11 protein-coding genes and 1 pseudogene are annotated in these 13,234 nt (G+C 48.1%); 8 read left to right on the forward strand and 4 right to left on the reverse strand.

Translation table 11 applies throughout. From position 1 onward, the window contains the following. Positions 1 to 323 precede the first annotated feature (323 nt). Positions 324 to 890: a photosystem I assembly protein Ycf4 gene (locus SYN6312_RS14945; protein WP_015125737.1), complete on the reverse strand. Its 567-nt coding sequence runs from the start codon at positions 888 to 890 to the stop codon at positions 324 to 326. Between the two features lie 228 nt (positions 891 to 1,118). Here SYN6312_RS14945 and SYN6312_RS14950 point away from each other — a divergent pair, with 228 nt between their 5' ends. Next, a complete protein-coding gene (locus tag SYN6312_RS14950; RefSeq protein ID WP_015125738.1) occupies positions 1,119 to 1,895 on the forward strand; it encodes a slipin family protein in 777 nt (258 codons plus the stop codon). A 30-nt stretch (positions 1,896 to 1,925) separates the two neighbouring features. Here the strand turns inward: SYN6312_RS14950 and SYN6312_RS14955 are convergent, their stop codons facing one another. Beyond that, on the reverse strand, positions 1,926 to 2,288 hold the full coding sequence (locus SYN6312_RS14955) for a DUF1830 domain-containing protein (protein ID WP_015125739.1): 363 nt from the start codon (positions 2,286 to 2,288) through the stop codon (positions 1,926 to 1,928). Between the two features lie 196 nt (positions 2,289 to 2,484). Here SYN6312_RS14955 and SYN6312_RS14960 point away from each other — a divergent pair, with 196 nt between their 5' ends. The 7 genes and pseudogenes from SYN6312_RS14960 to SYN6312_RS14990 all read left to right on the forward strand — a co-directional run bounded on the left by SYN6312_RS14960 (position 2,485) and on the right by SYN6312_RS14990 (position 11,325). Further along, positions 2,485 to 4,080: a photosystem II high light acclimation radical SAM protein gene (locus SYN6312_RS14960; RefSeq protein WP_015125740.1), complete on the forward strand. Its 1,596-nt coding sequence runs from the start codon at positions 2,485 to 2,487 to the stop codon at positions 4,078 to 4,080. Positions 4,081 to 4,212: 132 nt separating this feature from the next. Continuing rightward, positions 4,213 to 5,229: a type I glyceraldehyde-3-phosphate dehydrogenase gene (locus tag SYN6312_RS14965; RefSeq protein ID WP_015125741.1), complete on the forward strand. Its 1,017-nt coding sequence runs from the start codon at positions 4,213 to 4,215 to the stop codon at positions 5,227 to 5,229. Between the two features lie 58 nt (positions 5,230 to 5,287). Further along, positions 5,288 to 6,436, forward strand: coding sequence for an alanine--glyoxylate aminotransferase family protein (locus SYN6312_RS14970; RefSeq protein ID WP_015125742.1), 1,149 nt, complete (start codon positions 5,288 to 5,290; stop codon positions 6,434 to 6,436). 26 nt (positions 6,437 to 6,462) lie between these two features. After that, positions 6,463 to 7,311 (forward strand): DUF1838 domain-containing protein, encoded by an 849-nt coding sequence (locus SYN6312_RS14975; protein WP_015125743.1) that lies wholly within the window; start codon positions 6,463 to 6,465, stop codon positions 7,309 to 7,311. Between the two features lie 21 nt (positions 7,312 to 7,332). Next, complete coding sequence (locus SYN6312_RS14980) at positions 7,333 to 8,169, forward strand: Rpn family recombination-promoting nuclease/putative transposase (RefSeq protein ID WP_015125744.1); 837 nt, start codon at positions 7,333 to 7,335, stop codon at positions 8,167 to 8,169. Positions 8,170 to 8,183: 14 nt separating this feature from the next. Next, positions 8,184 to 8,616, forward strand: a pseudogene (locus tag SYN6312_RS14985) (DUF29 domain-containing protein). A 180-nt stretch (positions 8,617 to 8,796) separates the two neighbouring features. Then, the gene (locus SYN6312_RS14990; RefSeq protein ID WP_015125745.1) at positions 8,797 to 11,325 is read left to right on the forward strand and encodes a sigma 54-interacting transcriptional regulator; all 2,529 of its coding nucleotides are present in this window, start codon (positions 8,797 to 8,799) and stop codon (positions 11,323 to 11,325) included. Between the two features lie 122 nt (positions 11,326 to 11,447). Here the strand turns inward: SYN6312_RS14990 and SYN6312_RS14995 are convergent, their stop codons facing one another. Both SYN6312_RS14995 and SYN6312_RS15000 read right to left on the reverse strand, forming a co-directional pair. Then, complete coding sequence (locus SYN6312_RS14995; protein WP_015125746.1) at positions 11,448 to 12,173, reverse strand: hypothetical protein; 726 nt, start codon at positions 12,171 to 12,173, stop codon at positions 11,448 to 11,450. A 177-nt stretch (positions 12,174 to 12,350) separates the two neighbouring features. Beyond that, positions 12,351 to 13,130: an EAL domain-containing protein gene (locus tag SYN6312_RS15000; protein ID WP_015125747.1), complete on the reverse strand. Its 780-nt coding sequence runs from the start codon at positions 13,128 to 13,130 to the stop codon at positions 12,351 to 12,353. Positions 13,131 to 13,234: the final 104 nt, after the last annotated feature.

The raw sequence follows: 13,234 nt of genomic DNA on the forward strand, positions 1-13,234 counted from the left end.
TGTCCGACGGTACCACATATTTTGGAACCCAAAAATCTAAAATACTGTAACGGTTCTGCTCCCTTGGTTTTGATAATAAATTTTACCTTTTGTCTTCACACCTCGCCTTCGATAGCAAAATGTCCTTATTCTCGCTTCACAAATTAGTCATAGACCGCATCCCAGGCCAAGATTAAGATTCACTATTTAGGCAGTTGTCGCCATGACGGCACGCTACTACGCCCAGAGAATTTAGTCATGATGTTGGAACAGGTTTCCCAGCACCCAATTAGCTTCATTGATGCCGAGCGGGTGAAATCCATCCTAACCCCTATGTCTTAGAGCTACAGTCCTTCCATGGGGACACCGAGAAAACTAGCAATTTCAGCCCCTTGATTTTCTAAATCCGCTAGGGGTAGGGGTTGGCCAACACGGGTTAAGGGAATTTCCCCTCGTCCTTTAATGCGTAAATACAAAGCCCGCTTGGGATTGAACCCCTCCCGAATAATGATCCGCAAGGCCTGGACATCACTCATCCGGCAAGAAATTTCAATGATGCGATTTTTCCCCGGAAAGCCGTAGCGAAACACCTTGACTTGACCCGTCTCCTTATTGAACTCGTTGTAACCACCACCCACATCCCAAGCAATGGTTAACCACAGATAGGTGGAAAGGAGCAATGCCGCTACGCCATAAAAGCCAATTGCGATCCCCTGGGGAATAAACACTAGTTCCAGCGGATTGCCGATGGGTAAAAGGTTTTGATGTAAGTAGCTCGATAGCCCCGCCAAAAAAAAGCCCAGGCCCCCAATGGCGACAACGACAGCCCAAAAGTAATTACTAAACCGTCTGGCCCCAACCACGCCATAGCGCAGAATAGATTTTTGGGTTGAGGGAGTTGAAGTCACCATAGGAAAAATTGTTCAGGTTAAACAGCTTGCCATCCTTGAGTATAAGGGGTTTGGGTTCATTGCTTTGGGAACGATGGTTAGGGGTTACATTGAATTGTATCCAGCCGATCAGATAACTATTGACAGCATCCACAACTAGACTCAGTGACAAGAAATCAAGAGTTTATGCAAACCGAGGAGAAGAGGAGGACAATAAAAGTAACTCTCATTGTTTAGGGTAGGGTTTCTATGGGCGGCCCAGTCATCACGATTTTAATTGCCCTGTTCATCTTTGCCAGTAGCGGGATTAAGTTGGATCGGGAATATCAACGGGGAGTCATTTTTCGGTTGGGGCGATTACAAGGGGTCAGGGGGCCTGGCCTGTATTGGATTGTGCCACTTATGGATCAAAAGGTGCAATTAGATGTCCGCACAAAAACGGTAGATATCGAGCCTCAAGAAACGGTCACTGCCGATAGTGTCACCATCAAAGTCAATGCGGTTTTGTATTATCGGATTTTGCGAGGGGATAAAGCCATTAACCGGGTCGAAAATTATCAAATGGCCGTGTATCAGGTGGCTATGACAACCCTGCGGAATGTGGTCGGGCAGAACAATTTGGATGATGTTTTACAAAATCGAGATCGGATCAATCAGAAAGTTCAAGAAATTGTTGATGAAATTACAGAACCCTGGGGAATTGAGATTGAGCGGGTGGAAATGAAGGATGTAGAAATTCCTCTAGGAATGCAGCGGGCTATGGCCAAAGAAGCGGAGGCTTTCCGGGAAAAACGGGCCCGTTTAATTAAAGCCACTGCCGAACAGGAAGCCTCCATCAAACTATCGGAAGCCTCTCGTAACATTATGGAAAACCCGGCGGCTTTAGAGTTGAGACGGCTACAAATGCTAACAGAAATTGGCGCAGAAAATAACACGACGACAATTGTGATGTTGCCCTCAGACTTGATTACTCTGGCAAAAAACTGGTCGGAGGCAAAAGCAGCCCAAAATCAATCACCAAATTAGTTACAGCAAGTAAAATATATCTAAGTCTTCCTAGCTGTCACGCTCGCCACTGAGGCTGGGTACGGGAGAACGACCCTCATTAAATTCTTCAATCCGTTGTTGGGCATAGGGATCGGTAGTAAAGAACTGTTCTCCCCCCTCTTGGATAACCAGGCGTTGGCAGGGGATCGTGTCGGATAAAATCGCACTGGCCATCATCCCAGAATGAATTTCTAGCTGGGCCGCCTGCATAGCCTCAAACACTAGCCGCTGGCCTGGGAAGACAACCCGCTCAAAATACCAATTGGGAATGTTGGTAATCCGGGCGATCTGCATTTTGCTACTGACATTGACATAGCAGCAAAGAATCCGGTCGGGGTGTTCGCTGGGGACGGGATCAAAGACCTGAGACATGGAGGAGATCACTACACGCGAGCGCGACTAACGACCCTTAGAGGCTAACACTCCTAAAAAATGCTGATTGTAAAGTCAACTACAACTTAGGCAGATCATCTCTAATCCTGATCCCCAGGCCTGAGTCTGAGAGCATTGTGCTAGAAAATAAAGAAGTGTGAAGTATTTTTATTTCTCTCACTATAGGCTTTTAGTCATGGACAACCCCAAATCAGACCGAGTTTTGTATGTCCGACTGCCCTGTAACCCCATTTTCCCCATTGGTGTTGTTTATCTTGCGGATCACATTCACAAGCAACTGCCAGGGGTTGAGCAGCGGATTTTTGATTTGGGGACAGTGCCACCCTTGGACTTTCGTGTCGCATTGAATGAATGTATTGATCATTTTCAGCCAACGGTACTGGTTTTTTCCTGGCGGGATATTCAAATCTATGCACCCGTGGGCGGCCGTGGCGGTAATCCCTTACAAAATGCCTTTGAGTTTTACTACGCCAAAAATCCCCTGATTAAACTGCGCGGGGCCTGGGGGGGCTTGCGGATGGCCTCAACCTATTTATTGGAACTGTGGCGAAATCTGAGTTTGATTAAACAAGGCCTAAAACGGGCAAAAAAATATCATCCCGAAATCAAAACCGTTGTCGGTGGTGGGGCGGTCAGTGTTTTTTATCAACAACTGGGCAAAAGTTTACCCCAAGGCACAATTATTTCAGTCGGCGAAGGGGAAAGCCTGTTAACGAATTTATTGCAGGGTAAAGAGTTTCGTCAAGAACGCTGTTATGTAGTCGGAGAAAGTGCGCCACGGGATCGCTTGATCCATGAATGGCCAACCCCGATTGAGAAAACCGCCTGTGATTATCCCTACATCAGCCAGATTTGGCCCGAATTTGAGTATTACTTCCAAGAAGATGACTTCTATATAGGCGTGCAAACCAAGCGCGGCTGTCCCCATAACTGTTGCTATTGCGTTTATACCGTCGTTGAAGGGAAACAAGTCCGAATCAACCCGGCCGATGAAGTGGTGGCGGAGATGCAGCAACTTTATGCCAAGGGAATGCGGAATTTTTGGTTTACGGACGCGCAATTTATCCCAGCCCGCAAGTTTATTCCTGATGTGGAAGAACTCCTGGAAAAAATCTTGGCGGCGGGCATGAAAGATATTCACTGGGCGGCCTATATTCGGGCCGATAATCTCACTCCCCGTCTCTGTGAGCTGATGGTGCAAACGGGGATGAATTACTTTGAAATCGGGATTACCAGCGGCTCCCAAGAACTCGTGCGGAAAATGCGGATGGGTTACAACCTGCGGACGGTACTAGAAAACTGTCGGGACTTAAAAGCGGCCGGTTTTAATGATTTGGTTTCTGTAAATTACTCCTTTAATGTGATTGATGAGCGGCCCGAGACCATTGCCCAGACTGTGGCTTATCACCGAGCTTTGGAAGAGATTTTTGGTGCGGACAAGGTTGAACCAGCGATTTTCTTCATTGGCCTGCAACCCCACACCCATCTGGAAGAATACGCCTTCAAGAAAAATATTCTCAAACCGGGCTATGATCCCCTGGCGATTCACTTACCTTGGGTAGCGAAAAAACTCCTCTGGAATCCGGAACCCTTGGGATCAGTCTTTGGAGAAGTCTGTCTCCAGGCCTGGAAACGGAACCCCAACGACTTTGGCCGGGAGGTGATGGCGATTCTGGAATCACGATTTGGTTGCGCTCCCCTGGAACAAGCTCTTCATGCCCCCATCGAGGAAAAAGTGGATTCTTCCCAATTAGTTGGAGCCGGCCGTTAATCTGGTCACAGAAACTACAGACACGGATCAAAAGTTGCCGTTCCCCCTTAGGATATGATCTAGGGCATTCCTGGAATGGGGTTTTGCAACCAAATTTTTTTGACGTAGTTTTTGATACGAGGAAGGAATCAGGTGGTTAGAGTCGCAATTAATGGTTTTGGCCGGATCGGGCGTAACTTTATGCGCTGCTGGCTACAACGGAAAGCGAATAGCAAACTTAATATTGTTGCCATTAACGATACGTCTGATCCCCGGACTAATGCTCACTTGCTGCGTTACGACTCAATGTTGGGTACGTTTAATGATGTCGAGATCAGTGCTGATGATAATTGTATCTATGCTGACGGCGAAACGGTGAAATGCGTCTCGGATCGTAACCCCGAAAACTTGCCCTGGAAAGAATGGGATATTGATCTGATTATTGAATCCACTGGGGTATTTGTCAGCCGCGATGGGGCAAGTAAGCACGTCAACGCGGGAGCCAAAAAAGTCCTAATTACGGCTCCCGGTAAAGGCAATGTGCCGATGTATGTTGTCGGCGTGAATCATACTGATTATGATCCCAACGAAACCATCCTCAGTAATGCCAGTTGCACGACCAACTGTTTAGCTCCGATTGTGAAAGTCCTCCATGAACGGTTCAAAATCAAACAGGGGATGATGACCACCACCCACAGCTACACCGGGGATCAGCGGTTATTGGATGCCAGTCACCGGGATTTACGGCGGGCCCGGGCGGCAGCGATGAACATTGTCCCCACTTCAACTGGGGCAGCTAAAGCAGTCGGCCTGGTGATCCCCGAGTTACAAGGCAAACTCAACGGGATTGCGCTACGGGTGCCAACTCCCAATGTTTCGGTGGTGGACTTTGTCGCGGAAGTGGAAACTCCTACCTTAGCTGAGCAGGTGAATGAAACTCTGAAACAGGCCGCTGAAACCAACATGAAAGGGATCATCCACTACAGCGATTTGGAATTGGTTTCTAGTGATTATCGTGGGCATCCGGCCTCCTCGATTTTAGATGCCTCCTTAACGATGGTCATGGGTGGCAACATGGTTAAGGTGGTGGCCTGGTATGACAACGAATGGGGCTATAGCCAACGGGTGCTGGATTTGGCTGAATATGTAGCCGCCCATTGGTCAGCTTAGGTTGATGTTCTAGAATCAAAATCTATCTCTACTGCGATTGCGCTTAGGTTTGAGTTGAATGAAAGATAAATCCATGCTCATGATCCCAGGCCCGACTCCGGTGCCGGAATCTGTTCTACGCGCCCTAGGTACTCATCCGATGGGCCATCGCAGTGGAGAATTTAGCCAGATTTTTGCCCGCGTTACCCAAGGCCTGAAGTGGCTGCATCAAACAGAAAATGATGTTCTGATTTTGGCCTCCAGTGGTACCGGAGCAATGGAAGCCGGGCTGATCAATTTCCTCAGTCCAGGGGATCGAGTCTTAGTCGGCTCCAATGGGAAATTTGGGGAACGCTGGGCAGAAGTGGCCTTGGCCTATGGTCTGGATGTGCAGGAAGTCAAATCTCCTTGGGGAACGCCCCTCAATCCCGATGATTTCAAAGCGGCTCTCGAGGCTGATACCGCTAAAACCATCAAAGCTGTTGTCATTACCCACAGCGAGACTTCTACGGGGGTGCTCAACGATCTCGAAGCCATTAATCACCATGTCAAAGCCCATGGCGCGCTGATTATTGTCGATGCTGTCACCAGTCTTGGGGCCGTATCAGTACCCGTAGATGCCTGGGGCCTGGATGTGGTCGGGTCGGGTTCCCAAAAAGGTTACATGATGCCGCCAGGGTTAGGGTTTGTTTCGGTCAGTGCCAAGGCCTGGGAAGCCTACACAACCGCAAAATTACCCAAGTTTTATTTGGATTTGGGCAAATATCGCAAAGATGCGGCTAAAAACACCACACCCTACACACCCGCGATCAATCTGTTCTTTGCCTTAGATGTAGCTCTGGAAATCATGAAAGCCGAGGGATTAGAGAATATTTTTGCCCGTCATGCCCGACTGACCCAGGCCATGCGAGCCGCGATTAAAGCCTTGAATTTAGACCTCTATGCCCCGGATGATTCAGCCAGTCCAGCCATTACAGCGGTGGCTCCAAAAGGGATTGATGCCGAGAAAATTCGCTCGATTATGAAAAAACGCTTTGATATTGTCTTAGCGGGCGGGCAGGATCACCTCAAGGGGCAAGTGTTTCGGATTGGGCATTTGGGTTTTGTCTGTGACCGAGATATTTTGGCGGCGATTGCTGGCCTGGAAGCTTCGTTACGGGAATTGGGCTATGAGTCCTTTGTTCCAGGGGCGGGTGTGGTAGCGGCAGCTAAAGTCATTTCAGGTTAAGTTATTCCTCTCATCCAGTAGGGTTAATGAGTCTCCCTGATTTCAGTCAAGTTCCAGCAGGTGAGGCGATTTGGCATGAATTTCCAGCGCGGGATTTTGTCCGGGTACGGGCCAGCTTAACGGAAGAAACCGCGTTTATTGTTTGGCAAGGGGCGATCTACAGTCTTGTCCCTGGGGAAAAGAAGCAGCATTTATTCGATATTGTCGGCATGAGTGCGGCCCGGTGTTTAGCACATCCTGAGGGGGGGTGGGACTTTACCTCACGGGAATTACTCTTTTACCTTGATCCCAAATCCGGTGAATTGCTGCATCGTTGGCATAATCCCTGGACAGATGAGACAGTTACCGTTGTTCATGTGGCTAATAGTCCAGTGCAAGGCCGGTTTCGCCATGATTTCCCCGCTCTCGTCACACCGGAAACCACGACGTTTATTTTTGATCTATTTCCTAACTATCCCAATTCCCTAGCGGATGATCCCAAATTTCAGGACTATAGCCCCCAGGCCCTGTATCAAGCGGTAGAACTTTTTAAGCTGACCGTACCAACAGCTGAGATTTTGAACCCTGACCCGCCCTGCATTGAGAAATTGCTCTTGGCCTGGAGCCGGATTGGGCCGTGGTTGCCGTGGATGAAGATGGGGGCCTGGCCTGGCCAGATGATTTATAGTGCCAGTGGTCGCAAGGTCATGCAATTTGATCAGTTACCGCGCCTGATTCAAGAGCAAATTCAAACCCGATTACCCTTGTTCACCCAGGCCCCGCCCCAGAAACTTGATACCGAAGACATGACCTCCTGGCGATATTTTGCCCAGAACTTTGAAGCCTATTTAGCGGGTGAACAATTTCCCTTGCCAGCCCCTAATGACTCAAATTGATAGTTTTCGATCAATCCATTCATGCGCCGTGACTCTATTTACTACCAAATACTTCAGCAATTTCCCACTTGCCTTTTTGAACTGATGGGTGTTGCCCCTAATCACGCCAAAAATTATCAATTTATCTCAGTAACCCTAAAAGAAACGGCCTTTGAACTTGATGGTATTTTGCTCCCCTCTACAGACTCCGAGCCAAGTATCGTTTATTTCTTAGAAGTTCAGTTTCAGAAAGATGAACAGTTTTATGAGCGTTTTTTTAGTGAACTGTTTATTCACTTGTATCGCTACCGAACCACCCTGCAAGATTGGCAAGCCGCCGTCATTTATCCCAATCGCCTGGCCGAGCAACGGGACACTAGTTTATATCAGGCATTACTTCAGAGTGGAAAAGTTCATCGGATTTATTTAGATGAATTGGGGGAAACGGACTCATTGCCCTTAAACTTGATGAAACTGACAATTACATCTTCGGATAAAGCCCCAACATTTGCCCGTCAGCTTGCCCAAAAAGCCCAGGCCCAACCCGCCATCATCGAGTTACTGACTACAATCATGGTGTATAAGTTCACAAATCTAAGTCGGGATGAGGTAAGAGAAATGCTTGGATTTACCAGGACAGAACTGAAAAATACCCGCTTTTATCAAGAGGTCAAGGCTGAAGGAGTTGAAGAAGGACGACAAGAAGGGGAGTTAGCAATTTTGATGCGAGTGTTAAAACGTCGTTTTGGCCCTATACCCACAACTTTAGAATCCCAAATTCAATCTCTATCCCAGGCCCAGCTTGAATCCCTGGCTGAAGCTATCTTTGATTTCAATGCACTTGCAGATGTCCAGGCCTGGATTAGCACCCTCAAATAACAATTAGCGTGAACATGAGCGAGCAATATCTAACAGATTTTAGTCCATGGATTAACCAAACAGTCCAGTTATTAAGGGAGCAGCGTTGGCAGGAAATTGATGTCTCAAATTTGATTGACGAGGTTGAAAGCTTGGGGAAAAGTGAACGACGGGGAATTGCCAGTCAACTCACTCGTCTTTTGCTCCATTTGCTTAGATGGCAATATCAACCAGTGCCGCTCCGATAGTTGGTTAGACTCGATTACGGATGCCCGGACTCAGATTGAATTGGCGATTGAGGACAGTCCGAGCTTAAAAAGTTTTCCAGCCCTACAACTTGCCGCGAGTTATCAACGGGCCTGGTCTCAAGCTGCGGCACAAACTGGGATCAAGGTTGCCCGATTTCCAGAGGTGTGTCCATACCCTTTAGAACAGGTCTTAACCGAAAACTGGCTGCCAGAATGCTAAATCTTCAAAAAAGCAGCCATAGGAAAATCCTGGCCTGGTTAATCAACGTTCCTTGTTCTAAGAACGATGCATCTCTAATCTGAACCCCTGCCACAAACAACCAGCAGATCCCCCTGGGAGGAGAGAGTACGTCACCCTTACGGACTGGGATAATGGAGATACCCTTGGTCTGGATTTGCCATGACTCCTGATACTGCTTTGGCTTGGCTCCAATCACAACCACTGTTTGCTGCCCTCAGTAATTCCTTGCAAGAAACCATTGCGACTCACTTAGAATTAGTTTTTCTGGGTGCTGATCAACGCCTTACTCCTCCCAACACCAGGCCACTGGGATTATTTTTGTTAATTACGGGTGAGTTAGAAAGTCAAACCGGGACAGGCCTGGGACAAACTGAAATCCTCTTTCCGGGCGCAGTTTTATTTTGGGCCGAACTTCTCCTCCAGCAACCGATTACCAACCCAATTACCGCCCTAACCGATGCTGAACTCTGGTTATTACCACAGGAAAAACTAACCGAACTGATTAACCAGCACCCGGAACTGTCCCAGGCCCTCTCCCAGCAACTAGCCGCAGCGGTGACAACTCTCACCAATCAACTCAGCCTAGAGCAGGAACGCCAACACATTCTCCGCCCCTACATTGTTCCCCAGGCCAAGCGCGGGATTATTGGCAAAAGTCGGTATGCAGTCCAACTCCGGCAACAGCTTAAAACCGCAGCCCAAGGCCAGGAGAATGTGCTGATTTTTGGCGAACCGGGCCTGGAAAAAGATAACATGGCGGCACTGATCCACTTCGGCTCCCGGCAACGGCGACAACCCCTCATCAAAATTGCCTGTGACAAACTGCAACTGAGTGGAGCAGAACTTTTTGGCCGATCTGGGGGAAAACCAGGACTCTTGGCCTGGGTGGGAACGGGAACCATCATCCTCAACAATATTCAAGATTTACCTCCGCCCCTATGGCCAGCGATTCTCAATCTCTTAAAAACGAATACCTATCAACCAGTTGGGTCAACGGAGTCTAGCCCTGAAATTGCCTTGAGTCGCAACCAGGCCCGGATTATTTTAATTGCCGAAAAAGCAGATACTCGTTTGGAAAAGGTCATCTCCACCACGATTAAAGTACCTCCCTTACGCGTCCGCAAGGCCGATATTGAAGCCCATGTGGACTATTACATCAGCCTGATTTGTCGGGCCCGCTGTTGCCAAAGAGTTTCCCTCACCCCAGAAGCCCTCCGCCGCTTACAAAGCTATGACTTTCCCGGAAATTTAAGAGAACTGGCCGGCCTGGTGGAGCGAGCCATCAACCAACGCGGCATTGAAGGGGAGTTAACCGAGGAAGTATTCTGGGCCGCTGAGGGAAAAAAACGCCGCTTTCGAGTCAATTTACTCAATGCCTATCCCTGGTTACGGAGTTTCCTGAGGAGTCCCGCATGGCCCAACTGGATCAACTATGGGATCACAACCTGGGTGTTTGCGGCCGTGGTAGCCATTCTCTTTTGGGGACCGCAAACTCGGAATCAAAATTTTGCTCTGAATTTGTTTTGGTGTTGGTGGTGGCCATTGATCCTGATTGGCTTTCCCTTTGTTGGGCGGCTGTGGTGCGCTGTTTGTCCATTCATGATTTATGGCGAACTGACCCAAAAACTCTCTCTCTGGCTCTTTCCCCGCACCTTACAAAAATGGCCAAGACAAACCGCCGAAAAATATGGGGCTTGGTTTTTATTTGGCCTGTTTGCCCTCATTTTTTTATGGGAAGAACTCTGGGATCTACCGAATACGGCCGCTCTGTCCAGTTGGCTTTTACTCCTAATTACGGGCGGGGCTGTGATTGGCTCCTTGCGCTTTGAACGGCGATTTTGGTGTCGCTATCTCTGCCCGATTGGGGGGATGAATGGCCTATTTGCCAAGCTTTCTATGACGGAACTCCGGGCCCAGCAGGGGACTTGTGGCGCAGAATGTACAACCTACCAATGCTATAAAGGCGGCCCTGCTCTGGGGGAAGGGTTAGAAACGAATGGCTGTCCCCTCTATTCCCATCCAGCCCAATTAGTAGATAACCGCGATTGTGTTTTATGTATGACTTGTCTCCAGGCCTGTCCCCATCGGTCTGTAGCCTTAAATTTGCGCCCCCCCGGCATTGAACTCTGGACAACTCATACGCCCCGCCATGCCGAAATTGCCCTGTTATTGTTGCTGTTGGGCGGTATTTTTCTCCATCATTTACCGGATTTAGAACGGTTGAGTGGCTTTAACTGGCATTTGGAGCAATTCTGGTTTCATGGCCTGGCTTCTGTGGTTGTTTTACTGATTGCGGCCCTGATTCCCCTCCTCGCCTATGGCATCACTTGGCTTTTGGCTCCAAAACTAAAACCCCGGTCTTGGTTGGAGTTGGCCTATGGCTATTTACCTTTGGTCTGGGCCGGAAATTTAGCCCATTACCTACCTTGGGGCCTGGGAGAAGGCGGCAAACTTTTACCTGTGACAGCCGCAACGATGGGTTTCAATAGCTACAATTTGCCGATCCTCGTCGCGCATCCAGCGGTGATTGCCTTTTTACAAGGGGTAACGCTTCTGTTTGGCCTGGGGGTGAGTCTCTGGTTGAGTCAAAAAATTGCCCGTCAATCCTGGAACCTTCTTTGGCCCCATCAGTTGGGCATTGGCCTGATTGCCGGGGCCTGTTGGTGGGTACTCTTAGGCACGACTTGATCCGATTTTTAAGACTAAAGTCAACTTCGCAAACTATTAACGACTATGAGATAAAAAAATTAGTATCCCGATAGCAGAGGTGTTTTCAGCCTTTAATCACATTACAAATTATCTTTGCTAGCCTAATTATCTTTAACGGTGGCAGTAACTGTGATTTTGCCAATGCCCTGAATAGACGACAGCGTGGGTTGAATTTGTTGTAATTGTGCCGCGGTTTGCGTCGTCCCAGAGACCGTGATATTTGTGTCTTTGACCTCAACCACTAACTGATTATTCGGGAAAGACGCTTGTAATTGCTTGATCGCCGCATTTTTGAGAGTGTTATTAATTTGGCTGGGGGTGAGGGCGGTTTCGTTAGCTGGTGCAGTGGCAACCAAGGGTTTAGCCGCAACAGAACTGGGATTAGCAGTCGCTGGCTTGGGGGCGGTAACAGGCTGGTTCATATTATTGGTGGCTGATGGTGTGCCGGGGGGCTGGGGAATGTTCACAATGGTAACGTTGGGCTTCTCATTAACCTGGGTTTGTGGCGCAGAAGACAGAGGAGACTTGGCATAGTTAGGAACAATGACAGCAGCAGGCTGAGGAACGTTGGGACGAGTCATCATGTAAACAGTACCAGCGACCAAACCTCCCACACAAGCCACAATAATCCCCATCAAAACTCCTTTTGAGATATTTCTATCGGCCTGTTTTTCGCGATGATTTTGCCATTCTTCCTCAATCAGCTGATTATCCATATAGCCCATTTTATAAGCACGAACTTTTCCTTGTGCATCTCGATACTCTAGATGAACATTTCCTTGAGCATCTTTGTATTCCCGAAGCAGTTTCCAATTCGCTCTTTCCATCTCATTTCTATCCATGATTTGATTTATCCCCGCTATGGGAGTCTTTATCTCAACTATGAATGAAGACCGTTTCAAATCAGGTATAAGGATTTGTTCCTGTATCGGGCTAGATCAAACTAGGATACCGTCAATAATTGTAAATCTAAATTTTTAGGAATGATATATTTTGAAATGATTTTACGTTCTTGGAGATAGAGCAGAACCCCACTCTGGTTGGCCTAAGGCTTCAAAGGCGGGTTTGGCAAAGTAATAGCCCTGCACCAGTTCAATGCCCATCTCCTGGATCGAGGTTAGTTCGGCGGCGGTTTCAATTCCTTCGGCAATCGGGGTAATTCCTAAATCCCGGCAAACGTGCAAAATTCCTTTAACAATAGCCTGGCGAATTGGATCCGTTTCAATGTGGCGAATGAGGGCCATATCCAACTTGAGAAAATCTGTTTGAAACTCTGCTAACAAGTTGAGACCCGAATAGCCGGCCCCAAAGTCATCAATGGCTGTCTTAAAGCCCCGTTTTTGATAGTATTCAATGATTTCCCGTAAATGGGCCTGGTCATCAACCCGTTCCCCTTCTGTAATTTCAAAAATAATTTGGTCAATGGGAAACCCATATTCATCAGCAGCGGCTAATGTTGTCCGAATACATAACTCTGGGCGATACACGGCATTGGGCAGAAAGTTAATGCTCAAGTAGCAGGGCATTTCTAACTCTGATGCCAGCTTGATGGCCTTGACCCGACAGGCCTGGTCGAAGCGATAGCGATTGGTTTGATTAATTTTCTCTAAAATCATCCCGGCTGGTTCTTGATGGAGGCCGCGCACAAGGGCTTCGTAGGCAAAAATGCTCTGGGTTTGAATATTCACAATCGGTTGGAAGGCCATGGTAAAGTCAAAGCCCAGATCCGCCCCGTGCAAACATTCTCCACAGCCCAAATCGCGAAAATCCTCTTGAACAATCATCAGAAACCACAACAATTAATAGAATAATGGCCAGATTTTGACTCCTCTAGAAATTATGGCTTGACAGTACCATCACGGGCTTGAGTCATCAGGCATTTGGCGGT

This window comes from Synechococcus sp. PCC 6312 (assembly GCF_000316685.1).
GTDB lineage: Bacteria > Cyanobacteriota > Cyanobacteriia > Thermosynechococcales > Thermosynechococcaceae > Pseudocalidococcus.